The sequence below is a fragment of the Algoriphagus aquimarinus genome (assembly GCF_007997215.1).
Classification (GTDB): Bacteria; Bacteroidota; Bacteroidia; order Cytophagales; family Cyclobacteriaceae; genus Algoriphagus; species Algoriphagus aquimarinus_A.
In genome coordinates this window covers 103,006-121,733 of record NZ_VORW01000010.1, presented here as the reverse complement: position 1 = coordinate 121,733, position 18,728 = coordinate 103,006, and the positions used below count along the sequence as shown (strand labels likewise).

Here is an 18,728-nt window from a genome sequence, read left to right as displayed (position 1 = left end):
CTTAATGCAAGCCGGTGGTAAATCAACGCTATTAGCAGCAGAGATAAAAAAACAATAAAATAATTGAGAAACATAAAATTCTTACTTGAAGGCCGTTGCTTTAGATCACCTGATTAAAACAAAAGTACCAGCTTTTTGAACTTCCTCACCTGATTTGGATCTAAATATTCCTTTGTAGACGTAGTTACCATTTGGAGCAGCTTTTCCGTTCACCGTTCCATCCCAACCTAGTGATTCAAGTTGTTCAGTTTGATAGATGAGTTCACCCCAGGTACTAAAAATATAGAATTCCATTTTGACAATTCCTCTATAGACTGGCTTGAAGAATTGGTTTTTAGCTCCTGTAGGAGTAAATGCATTAGGAATCATGACCAGGTAATCATCGAATGCCTGAATTACTTTTTGAATTTCAGCCACACAACCAAACTGGTCAATGGTAGTCAAGGTAATCGTATAAGTGCCTTTTGACTGGTATTGATGTGTAGGATTTTGGTCTGTGCTGCCAGATCCATCCCCGAAATCCCAATTCCATAAAATCACTTTTCCTTCGGAAAGATCTTCAAACACTACATCTTCCTGTATTTGAACTTCTCCATTGGCAACTAGAATTCCACCACCAAGATCAGCTTGGTATTCGAAATCCGGAACCAGTAATTCATCGGATATTATAACCCGGATTCTCTGCATAGGCGACCAGCATTGAGTGCCTTTGAAGCTTGTTTGTACGATGTAATCGCCTGTTTGATTTACTTCGTCAATATCTTCCATTCTAAGAGCCTTTCCAGATGGGCTTACTACCAGATAATCGTAGTTAGCATTGTTAAACCCTTCGATGTATTTCCTTAGATCTACTGTCTCATCAGGATCACAGACAATGGAAGGATTCGAAACTCTTAAATTCGGTATACCATTTACAGTAACTTTTACCGGTAATAAAGGAGGGGAACAAATGCCTGCGCCTATCACGGTTACGTAATATGTATAGGCGTTAGAGTTGGCTAATAAGCCAGCTATGCTCAATTCTCCTGCAGGGCTGATCTGATAATTGACTCCATTGGTGGTAGCACCATTGGTAATCGCTTGATTTCCGTCTGAGTCAAAGAACCATACAAATTCAGGAGAACCTGCAACTTGGGTTGTGGATGGCACAAGAGTGGCTACTTCACCTTCACAAATCACCTTGTCATTTGCCAAAATAGGCGTATCCTGAGAAACTAATTCAATTGCTCCGCTAGACACCAGACAGGAACCGTCAGAAAGCTCAACTGTATAAGTACCTGCAGGTAAATCGGCAAATACCGCAGGAGAAGAGGAATTTTGAGTGGCAATAATTTGACCTTGATTTTTCAAAGTCAGGGTATATCCACTGGTATATCCTCCAGAGAAATCAACTGTTATAGTACCTGAGGCAGTATTACAGGTAGGATCTGCAGGCGTTGTATTATCAATAGCTAAAGCTGAACTAGGCCCTAGCACTTCTATACCATCCATTTGGGAAAGACAACCAGCGCTTTCTACATAGACTGAATAGATCCCAGGCACAACGATGAAAGAATTGCTTGACTGATAGTTAACACCATCAATACTATAAGTGTATGTTCCATTGCCTAAGGTAGCGTCAAGGGTGATTGTACCCTTGTCCCCAAAGCAAGTTTCATTTAGAACCTGAGGGGTAATCAGTGGCTTGGTCACCATGAGTAGTTCTGGTGAGGCCAAGAAACCTTCGCATATATCTGTCCCTACTACTTCCACATAGTAGTTAACAGGTGTGTCAGCTGGTGTAGCTCCTTCTATAGTCAGTACTCCCTGAGCAGAAATCTGGTAAATTTTACCATCTGCAGCAGGATTTGGCGAGGATATTATCTCTGTTGATTTATTGCTGTCAAAATACCATTTAAATACACCTGCTGAATTGAAGGGAGCCATGGAAGGCGTCAGGACTGCAATTTCTCCTTCGCAAATAGTCACATCCTCCACATCCACTCTAGTAGGTCCAAAAGTAAGTGTAACTACCTGAGAAGAGACGATACATCCTCTGTCATCTGTAACTTCTACATCAAAATTACCTTCCAAAAGGTTTTCGAATTTAAACAGGCCATTTGCGGATGTTTGGGTACTTATAGCAGTGTTTCCTTCAGACAAGGTAATAGTATAAGGAGCCCATCCTCCAATAACTTTCCCAGATACTATACCCGTAGGTGATCCACAACTTGGGTCGATAGGAACAATTTTTTCGAATGCTAAAGCTGCCTTAGGACTCAATATTTCAACAGAGTAAAGTTCGGATGGACAGCCCACACCGTTTTGCTCCACCAAAATTGAATAGAGTCCCGGTGCATATAAAGTGGCTTCTAAAGCAGCTTGATCTATAGGCGATCCTCCATTAACGGAATATGTGAAATTTGGGTCAGCGCCGGTAGCTACTGTAATTCTTCCATCCGTAGCGCCTAAACAACTAATAGAAAGCACATCAAAGGTCACAACAGGCGTAGGGTAAACGGTGACATCTACTGATAATTCCGCACCAGTACAAACCACATAAAAATAGTAGGTGTATACACCTTCTGCTAAGCCTGAAATGGTAATCTTAGGATTAAGCCAGTCTACGTCATCTATAGTGTAAGAAACATCAGGGTTGAGCGGATCAGGACCTGTTAATATCTGATCTACTTGGCCTGAATTCTTATACCATCTCACTTCGGTAGGTGCTGCAGGCGGCAGTGATAGGTCTATAGCTAAATGAATAGGCGTAATAGTGACATCATCTCCTTCACAACTTTCTTGAGGTTGGGTTAGCTGATAAACTGGATCCGAGGATTCTTCAACCACAAAATCAAAAATCTCAGTACACCCATTTAGGTCCGTTACAATTAGGAAATAAGTATCTGGAAATAAGTCCGTGGCACCAGTAATATCACCTGGAACGATAGCACCTGTGGCAGATCCTTGTCTCCATTCTACTTGGTATGTTCCCCAGCCTCCAGAAATTATAAGGTTTTGTATTATTCCATTTGGCAAGCCACAATTTGCCCTTAATATATCCGGAGTATTAGTAGTAATCGGAGCTGCAGGCCCTTCAATGGTCTCATTTTCAATTATTGAACAGCCATTTGTACTTCTTATTTCAATGCTGTAATCACCAGGACTTAGGTTTTCAAATAGATTCGATTTTACAAAAGGGTTACCGTTGAGGCTGTACTCATAGTCATCATTAGCACCGGTTGCGGCCACTGTGATAGATCCATCCGAAACTTCAAAACATGTTTCATTGGTGTGGGAAAGAGTAGCTTCCAATTCAGGGAAAACTGTGACTTTCGCTTCAAAAATGTAATCAGGACATAATTGAGCCCCTTCTACTCTATAGTAATAAGCAAAAGCTCCCTCTTTAAGTCCAGAGATAGTCAGGCTGAAATCCGTAGTATTTATCTGATAAGTCAATCCATCAGCATCCGGAGTTGCGCTAGTTGTAACTGGTATAGTGGCGGCTGCGTCCTTGAACCAAGTAACAGTGTACGCTCCTGGAGTGGTAATTTGGGGAGTCAACGTAGCATCCGTGCCGAAGCAGATTTCCACATCAATATCCACTGTGGACAAGGGATCCAAATCATCATTTACCAAGCTAAGTGTAGGTGATGTAGTCTGACAAAGCAATCCGTCATTCACCACTATGCTATAGTCACCCGGTACTAAATCTTCAATTAGGTAGGCATTACCTGTAACTGTATTGGTATAATCTGAGAGAGGATTTCCATTCACTTCAACAACGTAAGTTGGAGTACCTCCGCTTATTGTAAAGGTGATTGTTCCGTTTGGATAAGAACAACTTGGGTTAGTGAAATCCAAGGCAAGAATTTGCAATAATTCAGGTTGGGTGATTTCCACATTATCAATGATCGTTTCGCAAGAAGTAACTTTATTAATTACTCTTATTTGGTAAATACCAGCAGGCAAAGATGTGAAACTAGGACTATCCTGAGGTGCTCTAACCCCAACAACTTCATATGAAAAAGCGGTAGGATCAAATCCAGCGTCCATTACAACTTCCAATTCACCAGAATTATCTTCAAAGCAATCCAGGTTTTTGGTCAATACCTCCTTTACCGGTGGATATTCAGACACAGAAACTGTAGCGGTCAGATCAGGGAAATTACAGGTATTGTCTCCGGAAACGGATAGTATATAAGGAAAAACTCCTGCGGATAAACCGGAAATACTTAATTGATCTGGGGTAGCCGTATTAGAATCATGATCTGAAAGAGTATAGGTAACTCCTGCTATGGTAGAACCATTGGTAATCACTGCTCCAGTTGGGGTTTTCCAGGTAAAGACAGGGGCGGAATTGCTGATATCTACAATAGTAGGTAATAGATTTACCACTTGCCCTTCGCAGGCCACAGCATCAGAAACTTCAAAGACAGGAGCTGGAATATCAATTAATTGAACAGGTAGGGATGAAATTTCACAACCATTCGCATCCTTAACAGTCAGGATATATTCTCCTATAGTCAGGTTATCGAATGCAAATACACCTGCATTTTGATTTAAACTTGGGCTAGAAACAGCAGAACCGTTTTTGGTGAGTCTCACCAAAGAGTAGCCTGGGGTACCGCCTACAACTTCCCAAGTAGCATAAGCGCTGGTAGTAACACTACATGAGGTACCATCTGAATCTATCAAGCTAATGGAAAGGGGTGAACTAGGTCCAGAGACAGCTCCCGTATCAGTTACCTGACAACGAGTGCCACTAGTGAGGTCAATGTTATAATTTCCTTGAGGTAAGTTTTCAAATAGCGCTTTTGAACCAGTTACGGAGGTAGGTGTGTAAGAAACACTTGTACCGGCATTAGTAATAGAAAAAACGTATGTGGATGGGCCGTCACCACCGGCACCTTCCACTGTAATGCTTCCACCCTCTCCAAAACAGAGTTCATCCACTACGAATACAGAAGCGATCTGAAGAGGATTCTCAATTGGCAAAATGGTAAAAGGAATTACGTGTCGATAGAGTGGTTTTCCATCAGATCCATCTTGACCGGATCGAAACTCATCTCCAAGTTGGAATATATAATCCCCTGCAGGAAGGTCAGAGTAATTGATAGTACTTTGTCCAGGAGCTAAAAACGTCCAGTCTTCTATAATGGCACCGGTAGAAGAAAGTATTCTCCACTTTTCATTTCCAGGATTGCCGCCAGAATCTACTCCAGTCACGGCTACGCCATTAATACTGACTGTTATTTTTCCTAATTCCTGACAGGTTTCTCGAATAGGTGTATTATTAAAATCAGGATTTAAATCAGGCACTATGAGCAGCTTTACTGCTTGAGCAGAAGTGCCGATACAACCAAAGGCCGTGGTAACTTCTACAGTATAATCACCAGCAGTGGTAGCGGTATAACTTGTACCACTTTGTCCTGGGATTTGAATTCCGTTTTTAAACCACTTGTATGTATCGCCTGATTCTACAGGCTCTATATTAAATAGCACTTTGATGGCGGCAGTCTCTTGCTGCTCCCACACCAGTGGATCAAGGGTGGTAAGAATAGGATCAGGCTGAGGATTGATTGTGATGGTAATTGGCTTAGGGTCTGAAACCTGTCCAAAGTTGTCTGTAGCTGTATAATAGATGGTAGTTACTCCAGAGTATCCTGGTTGAGGTGTAAACCTCACTTTAGGGACTTCTAAACCAGCCTCCTGAACAAGCAGAACTTGAAATTGACCAGCTAGCTCACCAGTCACATTATCGTATGCAGGTCTGGATGTTCTTTCAGGACGGCAAAGAAGATCCACGCAATTGCCAGTTGGGCAGTAAGTAGAAGGTGCTGCTAAAGGAGGAGTTGGAAATGGGATACTGATAGCATCTGCTAACACCACTGCTTCAGCTTCTGCTACTGTGTAATATAATTGAAGACATCTAATGAAAGCATTGGCAACGTCATTTCTCAATTCCACATCTAATTCAAAGGTATTTGTTTCTCCCTCACAAACTTTTTCATCTAAAGAATCAACCAGTGGCTTTTCCAATTTATCTTCATTGGAAACCTGTACAGTTACATTTCTGATTTCGTGATAGTTTGTTTGGAGTCCTGTTGAAGCTGCAAATCCTACTTTCAACAATTCTGGTGCCGCGAAGGGGTAGTTGATAGGGCCGTTAAATACATTGACCAACTTTACTACCCCACCCACATTAATCAGCATAATGATTTCTATGGTGTAACCCTGAGTAGGGTCATTGATATCTTTAGGCGTTAGATCTAGGAAAACTTTCCTAAAACCTTCATCTGGACAGGATCCGGAAAAGGCATCGGTATCTATTTCAAATTTTTCTGTGTGAAGATATTGAGCAACAGAAACCGGGGGGAAGGTTCCTGCAATCCCGGTGCTGGCAGGATCGAAAATCCGGCCGTCAATAAATTTGTATGATTCGAATCTAGGGGGGCCTACCGTTCCAGATATCCATTTGTTGGAATTAACTCTATCCCAATCACGAAAAGGGGTTGCGGGAGCTGTGGGAGGCGGACCATCTACAGGGCCTCTTACCACTACTGAATGGGGGAATAAGGGAGTATTACTAAGTGCGTCTAGGTTAGTAGGATCTTCAAATCCTCCATACTTACCAGTTCTAGAGTTTCCGAAATTACCTAATTCATCAAATCCAATCCCCAAGTATGCCCCTTTTAGACCGGGGCTAATCAAGGTGGCTTCATTGGCAGTGGCCCGTACGGAAGTATAGCCTAAGGCACCCCCAGTACCTCCAATAGAAAAATCGGCAACTGGGATTGAACCGTCGAACATAAAGAAACTGACCCCATCAGCACCAGATCCACCGTAATTAGAAAACTCGAAGGAGACTTTTAGTCCAAATACGGATGAAAAAGGGATATCAACGAACATGTAACCACTTTCATCATTAGAAACGCCGGTAAGCTGTAAGGAATTACCGGTAAGACGGACATCGGCAGCAGCATTGCCTCCAAATACAATATTCTCTCTAAGATCAGTACCGATAAATGTCTCACAAAAAGGAAATCCTGTTCGAATAGGGATCTCTATATCAGCCAAGGTGCGTGCGTTGCCTGCTCCGGGAATCGTATCTGTGGATACTTGAGATAAGGCTTCGAGTCTTTCAGACAATTGTCTTAGCCTATCATCATTATTTCTAAATGGGGAGATAGCGAAAATTGCCCCCAAGCTCGAGAGCATTATTAGCAAAAAAATCAAAAGTTTTGAGTAGGAATTTTTGCTCATAAGTAATTCTTGTGGTATTAGTTAAATACCGGCACTATCGATGGGTAATCAATCTGCTGTTCAATAATTCAATTTAGGTCAAAAATAGAACCAGTTTGCCATGAAACCTGAAAATATCTCTTATTAATTTAAACTCAAACCAATTTTCTGGCCTCACAAAAGATCCATTCCATTTGAGTAGGTCTTTTCTCAGCAAGAATATTTATCTGATCAGGGATAGGAATATTCATGATCTCCGGGTTTGAAATTTCCCTGTATCGAAATACATCATCTATACTTTTGATAAGTTGAACAGCATGTGTGCGTTCGAAGCGCTTTAGTAGCTTATCTGATACACCTGGAGAAATGAAATCATGCATTTCTACTATAAAATCCGATTTACTCAAGTGGGTAATCACTGAATCTGAGAATAGAACAGACTCATATCCTTCACAGTCCGAGAATATCAAATGTCTTTGTGAGGGATCCAGACCTAGAAGGAAATCCGGAGTCACTTCCGCCATAACTCGAAACTTATCAATATCCACTACTCCGTTGGCTTTAGCCATAACATTGGTTTTGTCTCTGGCCTCAGGATTAATATCCGCCGCATAGATTATGGAGTCAGGAAATTTTCTAGCAAGCCCCACTGCATAATAGCCTTCTGCGCAGCCTATGTCCAGAATAGAGCAATATGTCTTTTGAAACGCCTTATTGAGAATCTCATGGAGTTCAAATTCATAGCATCCCAATAATTTAGGAAATAAAGTAGAGTGCAGGGAACTGAGAAAAGGGTATTTTAAACCTTTAAAAGGCCCATTTTTTACCGAGTCTGAGATCAGGTATGTATATTTTTCAAAGAATTGTTTTTGCGTCTTAGCTTTTTCTTCTTCTTTTTTCTTCATGTAAACTTCAGCATTCAATTCAGCAATAGGCTTATAAAGAGTCCAAGCCCAATTAGGCCCCGTTATTGCTATAAGGAAATTCCTAAGTAAATTTTTAATGATATTTTTCATGGATTCAAAGAAAGTTCAAAAAATCATTAACTACAATTGGTATTATTTGTGAGAAAAAAATGGAAACAAATAATGATTACTTAGATTTGCGGACGTAAAATTCAATTTAATTTACAGGATGAAGACAATTTTGATTACCGGGGGAACCGGATTTTTAGGCAGAAACCTCGCTTTAAAGCTTAAAAATGAGTACCGAATTATTTTAACCGGTAGAAACAACAAACAAAATCTTTTTGCTTCAAAGTATACTGGATGCCAGGTAGCACCACTGGACATCAGTAATATAGAGTCCGTAAGAGATGTATTTGTGGAATTCAAACCAGACATAGTGATTCATGCTGCGGCTACTAAGTTTGTGGATTTGGCAGAGAAGTATCCTATGGAGTGCGTGGATGTGAATATTTTAGGTTCGCAAAACGTAGCTAGAGTGGCTGTAGAAAGAGAGATTCCTACAGTAATTGGTATTTCCACTGATAAGGCAGCTCCGCCTGTAAGGAATATTTACGGTATGTCAAAAAGTGTGATGGAGCGTATTTTCTGCGCAATGGATGGGAAATCAGCTACTAAATTCACCGCAGTACGATACGGAAACGTAGCCTGGTCTACAGGATCAGTTTTGACTATCTGGAAAAAAATGTTGGAAGAGACCGGCATGATTGGAACTACTGGTCCAGAAATGAGAAGATTTTTCTTTTCAGTAGATGAAGCTGTTAACTTGGTTGTTACAGCGATGGACAACATAGATTTAGCGCGAGGAAAGGTACTTTCCAGATATATGAAAGCTGCCCAAATGCAGGACATTCTTCAAACATGGATTGAGGAAAAAGGAGGTAAATGGGAGAAAATAGAAGGCAGACCAGGAGAGAGAGACGATGAGTTTCTAATTGGCGACCTAGAATTGGCCTATACAGAAGAATTAGAATTTGATGGTATAAAGCATTACCTTATTTCTTTCAATGACAAAGTGAAGAACCCTGTATCTTTTGGACTTTCATCAGCAAACACTGATAAACTGACTCGTGAAGAGATTTTGTCTATCATCAACAATCCACCTATTGAGGAGCAATAAACCATGAATAAGATTAATCACGCATTAATCATGGCTGCGGGCAGAGGTACTCGTATGGCACCTCTTACCAATACGATTCCAAAGCCAATGGCTCCGTTATGGGGTTCTACCCTGATTGCCAATGGCATCAAAAAACTGGTTCCGCATGTTCCCAACCTACATATTACAGTGGGTTATAAAGGCGCGGAACTTGCCAAACATGTCATAGAGCTTGGGGTTGACTCTGTTTTCAATACCGAGGGCAAAGGCAATTCATGGTGGATATTCAACACCCTGATGGCAAGCCTAAATGAGCCAGTTTTGGTACTGACCTCAGATAACGTGACTGATCTTACTATTGATTTAATTTTAGAAGAATACATAAGACTTGGGAGTCCTGCCTGTATGGTAGTTCCCGTTCTTCCAGTGAATGGACTTGTGGGAGATTTTATCCACCATCAAGAAAATTGTGTAATCAAACTGGATAGAAATGATCCTGCAGAATCGTATTGCTCAGGGATACAAATCCTGAACCCTTATAAGATAAACCAAATGATGTCCCCTTTGGAGGATTTCGGAGAAGTTTGGGAGAATTTAATTGAGAAGAATGAATTGTACTGCTCATCTATATTCCCTGACAAGTGGTTTACTGTAGATACCGTAGAGCAATTGGCGCAAATGAATAGTCAACAATCCTGATTACTATCACCTAGAATACTACATGCAAAATAAGTCTATAAAAATCCTTGGCATAGCTGCGTTTTACCATGATTCTGCGGCAGCCATTTGCGAAAATGGAAAAATCATTGCTGCAGCCCAGGAAGAGCGTTTCACCAGAGATAAGCACACCCCTGATTTTCCGGTAAATGCAATTAAATATTGCTTAGAGGAGGCAGGTTTTTCTATTGATGAATTAGACGCAGTAGTATTTTATGATAAGCCCCTTTTAAAATTTGAGAGGCTACTTGAGACTTATTATAAGTTTTCACCAAAGGGTTTCATTTCTTTTGCCAAGGCCATGCCTGTTTGGTTAAATGAAAAGATGTTCTTGAAAAAATTGATTCGAGAAGGTTTAGCTGAGGTAGAGGATTACAAGTCAAAGGACTTGAAGATGCTTTTTCCAGAGCATCACTTATCCCATGCGGCAAGTGCATATTATCCTTCTCCTTTTGAAGATGCTGCTATCTTGACTATCGATGGTGTGGGTGAATGGAGCACAGCTATAATTGGACATGGAAAAGGTGCTTCAATTGAAGTACTGAGGGAGTTGAACTTCCCGCATTCAGTAGGTCTGCTATATAGTGCATTTACCTATTTCTTAGGTTTCACTGTAAACTCCGGAGAGTATAAATTGATGGGTTTGGCTCCTTACGGAAATCCTGAGTCTGATGAAACTGCCAGGTTTGAAAAACTAATCAAGGAAAACCTGATTGAAATTTACCCAGATGGCTCTATCTGGTTAGATCAAAGTTATTTCAACTATGCCACAGGCCTGAGAATGGTCCATGACAATAAGTGGAAGGAATTATTTGGAATTGAGCGTAGAGGCGAAGAAGGTGAATTAGAACAAATTCACTGCAACTTAGCTTTGGCGATACAAAGAGTAACTGAAGATATTGTCCTTAAAATGGCAATGGAAGCCAAAAGGCTAACCAATTCAGATAATTTGGTGATGGCTGGTGGTGTTGCACTTAACTGTGTGGCAAATGGAAAACTTCAAAAATCCGGAATTTTTAAAAATATATACATACAGCCAGCAGCAGGTGATGCAGGTGGAGCTTTAGGAGCTGCATTGGCAGCAAATTATATCTTCTTTGGACAGGAAAGGATAAAGGCAGATCAGCCAGACTCTATGTTTGGTTCTTACTTAGGTCCCTCCTATTCCAGCAAGGAAATTGAGTTGATGAGCCGTAAGGTGAAAGGCAACTACACGAAGTACGAGGATCTTGCAAACATGTATCCCGTGGTGGCTAAAGAGCTGTCAGAGGGTAAGGTTGTAGGTTGGTTTCAAGGTAGAATGGAATTTGGGCCTAGAGCCCTTGGCAACAGAAGTATTTTGGGAGACGCAAGAAACCCAGAGATGCAGAAGAAGCTGAACTTAAAAATCAAATATAGAGAAGGCTTTAGACCATTTGCTCCTTCTGTACTTGCAGAAGAAGTGTCTACCTATTTTGATCTGGATGAACCTTCTCCATATATGCTACTCGTAGCACCAGTGAAGGAATCCAGGAGAAAAGAACTTCCTGCTGACTATAACAACATGGGCCTTTGGGAGAGATTATATAAAGAACGAAGTGATATACAATCCGTTACGCATCTCGACTTTTCTGCAAGAATCCAAACAGTACATGAGAACACCAACCCTAGGTACTATCATTTGATTAAGGAATTCCAACGTCAGACTTCTTATGGACTTGTAGTCAATACAAGCTTCAATGTGAGAGGTGAACCTATAGTTTGTACACCGCATGATGCTTACCGTTGCTTTATGAGCACGGAAATGGATGTGTTGGTGATCAATGAATATGTGTTTTTCAAGCAGGAACAGCCTGATTGGGAAAACAAGGATAAGTGGATGGTAGAGTTTAAAAAGGATTAATCATGGGCTTGATTTCTAAAAGCGATATCAAATCTTTCTTTACGATCACGATACCCATGATAGTAATCATGTTGGTGGTGGTGGAAATTATCCTTTGGAAAGTAGCTCCGGTGGCAGATCCTTTTGCGAAGTATAAAAACGCAGCCCCCCTCAACAATCAGTATATAGAATCTCAATTTTCGAAAAAAGTATCCTATACGTTTGAAATTGAGTCCGATTTACCTTTGATGGATTCCTCCACTACGTTCACTACTAATAACATGGGCTTTAGAGGAGACTCTTTGATTTCTCCAAAGCCAAGTAATGAATACAGGATCTTTTTAGTAGGCGGAAGTACTACGGAAAATCTATTTATTGACGATAAGCTTGGTTTTGAAAGGCAGATTCAAGAGAAACTGCAGGCAGAGAATCCGACTAAAACGATCAAAGTATACAATGCCGGAAAATCCGGTGATGCGAGTCCGGATCACTTGGCCATGCTAGGTCATAGACTGGTGCATTTAACGCCGGATTTGATTATTCTCTTCCCGGGAATCAATGATCTCAACAGACTAGCTGCCGGGTATGATTACCTGCATTACCCTGTTAAGTCAACAGAGGTAGAACGAAATTGGAAAGTGGATTTGAAGTTTTTCCTCAGCAATTTCCAACTGATTCGAAGGCTTATCAATGTGATGAATCCTGAAGAGGAAAGCGCAAGGAAAGCTATCTTCCTGTCTACCAACTACAAGGACAAAGTAAAGGAAGTTCAGAGCTTACCTCTGGAATCCTCCTTACCTGAGTTTGATATTTCTATTTATGAAAGAAATACTCAAAGTTTTATAGGAATCTGTAAAAGTCAAAACATAGACTTATTACTTTTGACCCAGACATTCACTTGGGACAGTCAGGAGGAAAACAACCTTTCCAACTCCCACTGGATGGTTGGTATAGGAGATAAGAGATATCCAGAAGACGAGCTAGCAGGAAGGCTAGGTGAAATGAACCAGTCTATCATTGATCTGGCAGCAAAAGATTCGGTGAACTTATTAGATTTGGAAAGTTTGATTCCAAAAACCAATGCTTACTTCTACGATGATTGCCACTTCAATAAGGGAGGGGTTGCCTATAGCACTGATTTAATTTCTAAGACAATTCAACAAACATATTTTATAAATTAAGATGGATTTCCTAAAAGACATTTGGGCCTTTATGAAGGAAAGAAAGAAGTTCTGGCTAGCGCCGGTAATTTTCATTCTTTTATTGTTGGGCGTACTAATCATTTTTGGTGGAGGCAGTGCACTAGCACCTTTTATCTACACCTTATTCTAATTCAATAGCTTAATGAAAGCATTAAAAAGTGATCCGAGCAAAACGGTTTTGGTGATTTGTACTGGGTTAATTTTAGTATACTTTATCTTCTCTTTAAAATGGATTCTATTCGTAGCATTTGGAATAGGTATCCTAAGTATCCTATCTGAGTGGATCAGCAAAAAGATCGAGTGGGTTTGGTTTCAGTTAACCAAGCTGTTGAGCATGATTGTTCCAAACATTTTGCTTGGCGCCATTTTCTATTTGTTCCTTACTCCTATTGCCTTTTTGGCGAATCTTTTCACCAAATCAGATCCTTTACTGATCAAAAGACCGGTCGGCTCGGCTTATAAGGAAGTGAATAAGCAATTCAAAGCTGAGGATTTGAAGAATCCTTGGTAAGTTTTTATTTAACCGCGGTTTTTTTTAACCGCAGAGGACGCGAGTTAATTTTAAATAAGCAGAACTCAAGTTGTTGATAGTTCTATTGCGCTCCTTCAGAGCTTCAGGGCAATTATCGTCCTTTCAAAACCTAGCGAGCTGTGCTAGGGTATTTTGGGCTTTCAGCCCTTTGTATAACTTTTTTAACCGCAGAGGGCACGGAGGGAACGCAGAGGGCGCGGTGTATTTTAAGTGGGTGAGATTCAAAACAACATCGAAAGGTACACAATAAAGGTTTTTTGTTTAAAGGTTAAAACCTTAACCAGTATCGCTGCGCGGCTTTCCGTTCTCAGTGAATCTCTGTGTTATTCTCTGTGACGTCTGTGGTAAATATTTCTTTATTTAACCACAAAGGGCGCGAAGGGAACGCAGAGGAGGCGGTTTAATTTTAAATGATCGAGACTAGTTTTTGCTTAAATAATTAAAGATTAAAAGATTAACCAGTATCGCTGAGCGGCTTTTCATTCTAAGTGAATCTCTGTGTTATTCTCTGTGACCACTGAGGTGAATATTTCTTTATTTAACCGCAGAGGACGCGGAGGGAACGCAGAGGACGCGAGTTAATTTTAAATAAGCAGAACTCAAGTTGTTGATAGTTCTATTGCGCTCCTTCAGAGCTTCAGGGCAATTATCGTCCTTTCAAAACCCAGCCCTAGCGAGCTGGGCTAGGGTATTTTGGGCTTTCAGCCCTTGGTATAACATTTTTAACCGCAGAGGGCAGTGTTTTTTTAAACCGCAGAGGGCGCGGAGGGAACGCAGAGGACGCAGTTTAATTTTAGAAGGGTGTAATCCAAGAAAACATCGAGAGGCATTTAGTAATGGTTTTTTGTTTAAAGGATTAAAGGTTACAACCTTAACGAGTATCGCTGCGCGGCTTTTCATTCTCGGTGAATCTCTGTGTTATTCTCTGTGACCTCTGTGGTAAATATTTCTTTTTTTAACCGCAGAGGACGCGATTTATTTATAAAGGAGCTAAACACTGTGGCAATTAAAATCAAAAAAAAAGCACTCCCGAGGGAGTGCTTTGTATTACTTACTTTCAGAAGTTTAGATCGCGTATTTGGAGGGATCTATATCTGGCTTATTGCTTTTCATAAACTCAACGACTTCGGATAATCCTTGTTCCAAAGAGAACTGCGGGTCCCAATCAAATAGGGTTTTAGCTTTAGAGTAATCGCAAATCAATTTCATAACTTCACTTTTCTCAGGTCTAATTCGTTGATTTTCGGCAATAACTTCTTTGTTTGTACCACAAATCTTTTGAACCATAGCTACTATTTCTCCAATCGTATCTCCTCTTCCTGTACCCACACTCACTACCTCGCCAATAGTAGAATCAGCCAACGCAGCCATCATAAAGCCTCTTGCTGTATCTTTTACATAAAGCATATCTCTCACCGGGTCCAGAGAGCCTAGTCGGATTTCATTGGAATCTGAAAGCACCTGAGAAACTATAGTTGGAATAACCGCACGGGTAGATTGTCTTGGACCAAAGGTATTGAAAGGTCTAAAAACACATACTGGAAGGTTGAAGGACAAGAAATAACTTTCTGCAAGCTTATCCGCTCCAATTTTCGTAGCTGAATAAGGGGATTGCCCCTGCATAGGATGTTTTTCGTCAATAGGTGCATACAAGGCAGTGCCATAAGTCTCCGAAGTTGAAGTAACCAAAAGCTTTTGAACACCATTGCTTCTTGCAGCTTCCAGCATGTTTAGCGTACCTGTAATGTTGGTAGAGACATAAGCAGCGGGAGCTACGTATGAATAAGGAATTCCGATCAGTGCAGCAAGGTGAAATACGATCTCTTTTCCTTTAGATATGGTATTCATCAAAAACCCATCCTGGATATCACCAAAAATGATTTCTATCTGACTGAGTATTTCCTTAGGAAGAAAGCGAAGGTTGTTCGTATTAGAATTGGAGTTGTAATGAACCAAGGCTGTAACTTCAGCACCTGCTTTAACCAATTCTTCAGCTAAATGGCTTCCTATAAAGCCACCTGCTCCAGTAACAAGGACTTTTTTTCCGGTGTAATTCATGAATTTGATTTATTAAATAGATTTTTATAATCAAGATTGGCTTTTTCGTAGTCTTGATGTTGGCCTATATCGAGCCAGTACTCTTCTATAGGGAATGCGACGACAGATTGCTTCTCTCTTAGAAGCACATCCATCAGATCTGTAATGTCATAAAAATTACCCTTTGGGATGTGACTTAGTACTTCTGGACTTAATGCATAGATTCCACCACTGATTCGGAATGAGTAAGTTGGCTTTTCTAAAATGGAGGTTACATGAAAACCTTCCGTCTGCAATACTCCATAAGGCACTTTGGCTTCGTAGGAAGCGCTACCAATGGTCAGTTTGGCGTTATTTTCTATGTGAAAATCAAGTACTGACTTGTAATTCAAGGAAGTTAACAGATCTCCATTCATCACTAGAAATGGAAGCTTAAGCTGATCTTCTAGGTATTTGACAGCTCCGATAGTTCCTAGTTTTTTATCTTCTTTGAAATATCGAATGCTAAGCCCAAAAGAAGAACCATCTCCACAAAACGCTTCAATGCTTTCTGACAAGTAATTGGTACAGAGGTAAACATTCCTAAACCCGAAAAGATGAAGCCTCTCTAGTATGGTTTGCAAAATAGGCTTGTTACCTACCTTGAGCAGTGGTTTTGGGATGTTTTGAGTGAGGGGTTCTAATCGAATTCCTCTCCCTCCTACCATCAGCACTACCGGGTTTTCAATCGTTGGGCTGGCTTTTTCAGGTTCTGAGGAAAGAAAATGGTGTATTTTCCCCTGGGCATCTATCACCGGGACGAGTTTAATTCCCTGCTCGGTAATCTGCTTCATATCCAAGGTTTTCTGCTCCTGAATGGAAACAGTAAAGGGATTGGAATTCATGACCGTAGAAAGTTGATCATCTAACTGACAGCCATTTAATATTCCTCTACGGATATCACCATCACTTACAGAACCAACTAACTTGTCATCAGCATTTAATACAAAAATGAGCCCCCTCTTATTTGCCTCAATAAGTCGCATTGCTTCACGAATTGATATATCTTGAGCAGCTGTGAAAAGGTTGATTTTATCTTTATCAATAAACATATTAAACTAATTCCTTGATGTATGTTTCTAAGGTAAAGCTTTCTTGAAAACCAGTTAAGTCTCTGAAGATTTTATCTGATATTTTCATCATATTATCATAAGGCTTGATAGGCTCAAAATTCCTTTGGTAGTGGAAGCCTAGGTTTTTCTCGAACAAGTCAATCAATTGATGCACATTGAAATAATCGCTGCCTACCATATTCAAAATCGGAGTTTTCCCCCATTCCATGCTCTCCATCACCTGGGACATTGCCTGGGACAAATCCTCGACATGAAGAAAAAAGCGGAATAGACTTCCGTCATTATTGAAGTCAAGCACCTGATCAGAGAGTCCAGATCTCAGCAAATAGGCAAAAACACCTTTAGGCTGAGTGGATCCATAAATATTGGATAGCCTAAGGATCAATCTGTTTTCCGGGTTCATCCCTGCCAAGATCAACTCTTCAGCAGCCAACTTGAGTGTGGAGTAAGGAGTTTCGGGTTGACAGGCATGAGATTCATCTACAAAATCTCCTGAGCCATACACGCCTACACTTGACAATTGAATCAGTTTGGTGTGCTCAGCACAAGCCTGAATCAGGTGTTGGATACCTAAGGTGTTTTGAAGAAGGCAAGCTTGTATAGGCCGGCTGATTTGGCCAGTGAAATTGAAGATAAAGTCAAATTTCTCTTCCCTAATCAACTGTACAGATTCGGGTGTGCATATATCCAACTTCAGATGACGTGCAGCTTCTCCTTTTCTGGAGCCTATGAAGATATTCGAAAAGCCAATCTTTTCTAAAACGGCGGAGAAATGGCTACCTAGATAGCCATTTCCACCGAGTAGTAAGATTTTACTTTCCTTCGTAAAAGATTTTTTGAATGCTGACACTTGAAAGGTCTATATTTTTGAGAATGTCCACGATTTGTTTAGCAGAATTTCCTTCTCCGTATGGGTTCTTTATTTCAGAGACTTCTTTTCTAAACGATTCATCAAATAATGCTTTATGAATTGCTTTCTCTATTTGAGCAGCATCATTTGGTACATCTAATACATTGGAAGCACGCTCTCTACCCATTTGTCTATTCCCTATATTGATAGCAGGAATTTTTAAAGTAGGAGTTTCATGGATTCCAGAGCTAGAGTTACCTACCAAAGCCCATGCGTTTCTGTACAGATTGACAAATTTCAGCGTAGGAAGAGAAGGTATCCACTTGAATCCTGAGGATTTGATTTCCTCAATGATTTTAGAATGTCCTGCATCGTTATTAGGCAGAAGGAAAACCACTTGAGCATCTATGTTTTTCAGAGCCTTGAGTGTCTCTCTGATTTGATCAATAGAAGACATAGCCTCCGTAGTCACGGGATGCTGAATTACCAACACAAAAGGTTTTGAGAAATCCAGGCCAAACTCTTTTTCCAATTCGGAAGCATCCATGGTAGGAGTATTGACCAATACATCGATAGATGGGCAGCCTACTACGTGAATATCTTTTGGATTTTCCCCAAGTCTAATCAATCTCTTTTCTGCATCTTCAGTGGCAGGAAAGTGAATGTGGGAGAACTTAGTCATCGCATGTCTGATAGATTCATCTATGCTTCCCGTTACTTCTCCACCTTGAATGTGTGCTACAGGGATATTCATATGTGCAGCTGCAACAGTCACGGCAAAGTTTCCTCCGATATCAAAGCCAGATAGAACCAAATCAGGTTTAGATTTCTCCAACTCATAGGTCACTCCTGTCAAGACTCTAGCCATGGAACGAACCATTTCAGCTCCTGAATCAGGTGCATTGGAGTCAAACATTGGGATTTTGGCATCTATAGTAAATCCGTCATCTTCTATATAGTTGACATCTTTACCATGAAGATCCAACAGGCATATACCCGTCACTACTAGGTAAATTTCAAAGAATGGATCAGCTGTCATTCTTTCTAAGATTGGCTTATATCTACTATAATCAGCTCTTCTTTCTATGAGTACAAATACTTTCATCTGTTTATAATTGGTTTTTAATGG

The 18,728-nt window shown here is 40.5% G+C and carries 12 protein-coding genes; 6 read left to right on the top strand and 6 right to left on the bottom strand.

All coding sequences use genetic code 11. The annotated features are described in order from the left end of the window. Positions 1-105 precede the first annotated feature (105 nt). Both ESV85_RS14670 and ESV85_RS14665 read right to left on the bottom strand, forming a co-directional pair. Positions 106-7,200: a PKD domain-containing protein gene (locus tag ESV85_RS14670; protein WP_191322020.1), complete on the bottom strand. Its 7,095-nt coding sequence runs from the start codon at positions 7,198-7,200 to the stop codon at positions 106-108. Between the two features lie 179 nt (positions 7,201-7,379). Then, positions 7,380-8,240: a class I SAM-dependent methyltransferase gene (locus ESV85_RS14665; RefSeq protein WP_146918827.1), complete on the bottom strand. Its 861-nt coding sequence runs from the start codon at positions 8,238-8,240 to the stop codon at positions 7,380-7,382. 118 nt (positions 8,241-8,358) lie between these two features. On the opposite strand from ESV85_RS14665, the gene ESV85_RS14660 reads away from it, so the two are divergent. The 6 genes from ESV85_RS14660 to ESV85_RS14640 are packed head-to-tail and all read left to right on the top strand — an operon-like array spanning position 8,359 to position 13,579. Continuing rightward, positions 8,359-9,309, top strand: a complete 951-nt coding sequence (locus ESV85_RS14660; RefSeq protein ID WP_146918825.1) for a polysaccharide biosynthesis protein — start codon at positions 8,359-8,361, stop codon at positions 9,307-9,309. A 3-nt stretch (positions 9,310-9,312) separates the two neighbouring features. Then, positions 9,313-9,987, top strand: a complete 675-nt coding sequence (locus tag ESV85_RS14655; protein ID WP_146918823.1) for an NDP-sugar synthase — start codon at positions 9,313-9,315, stop codon at positions 9,985-9,987. 22 nt (positions 9,988-10,009) lie between these two features. Then, on the top strand, positions 10,010-11,887 hold the full coding sequence (locus tag ESV85_RS14650; RefSeq protein ID WP_223276006.1) for a carbamoyltransferase: 1,878 nt from the start codon (positions 10,010-10,012) through the stop codon (positions 11,885-11,887). A 2-nt stretch (positions 11,888-11,889) separates the two neighbouring features. Next, entirely contained in the window at positions 11,890-13,047 is a 1,158-nt protein-coding gene (locus ESV85_RS14645) for an SGNH/GDSL hydrolase family protein (protein ID WP_146918821.1), read from the top strand. Between the two features lies 1 nt (position 13,048). Further along, positions 13,049-13,198 carry a DUF5989 family protein gene (locus tag ESV85_RS22560; protein WP_170124584.1) on the top strand — a complete coding sequence of 50 codons (150 nt, stop codon included), beginning with the start codon at positions 13,049-13,051 and terminating at the stop codon, positions 13,196-13,198. A 12-nt stretch (positions 13,199-13,210) separates the two neighbouring features. After that, positions 13,211-13,579, top strand: a complete 369-nt coding sequence (locus ESV85_RS14640) for a hypothetical protein (RefSeq protein WP_146918819.1) — start codon at positions 13,211-13,213, stop codon at positions 13,577-13,579. 1,086 nt (positions 13,580-14,665) lie between these two features. On the opposite strand, the gene ESV85_RS14635 is transcribed toward ESV85_RS14640, so the two are convergent. The 4 genes from ESV85_RS14635 to neuC are packed head-to-tail and all read right to left on the bottom strand — an operon-like array spanning position 14,666 to position 18,704. After that, the gene (locus ESV85_RS14635; RefSeq protein WP_146918817.1) at positions 14,666-15,658 is read right to left on the bottom strand and encodes a GDP-mannose 4,6-dehydratase; all 993 of its coding nucleotides are present in this window, start codon (positions 15,656-15,658) and stop codon (positions 14,666-14,668) included. Next, complete coding sequence (locus tag ESV85_RS14630) at positions 15,655-16,728, bottom strand: nucleotidyltransferase family protein (protein WP_146918815.1); 1,074 nt, start codon at positions 16,726-16,728, stop codon at positions 15,655-15,657. The genes ESV85_RS14635 and ESV85_RS14630 overlap by 4 nt, the downstream gene beginning before the upstream one ends. Before the next feature lies 1 nt (position 16,729). After that, positions 16,730-17,599 carry an NAD-dependent epimerase/dehydratase family protein gene (locus ESV85_RS14625; protein WP_146918813.1) on the bottom strand — a complete coding sequence of 290 codons (870 nt, stop codon included), beginning with the start codon at positions 17,597-17,599 and terminating at the stop codon, positions 16,730-16,732. After that, a complete protein-coding gene (neuC, locus tag ESV85_RS14620) occupies positions 17,562-18,704 on the bottom strand; it encodes a UDP-N-acetylglucosamine 2-epimerase (RefSeq protein ID WP_146918812.1) in 1,143 nt (380 codons plus the stop codon). The genes ESV85_RS14625 and neuC overlap by 38 nt, the downstream gene beginning before the upstream one ends. Positions 18,705-18,728: the final 24 nt, after the last annotated feature.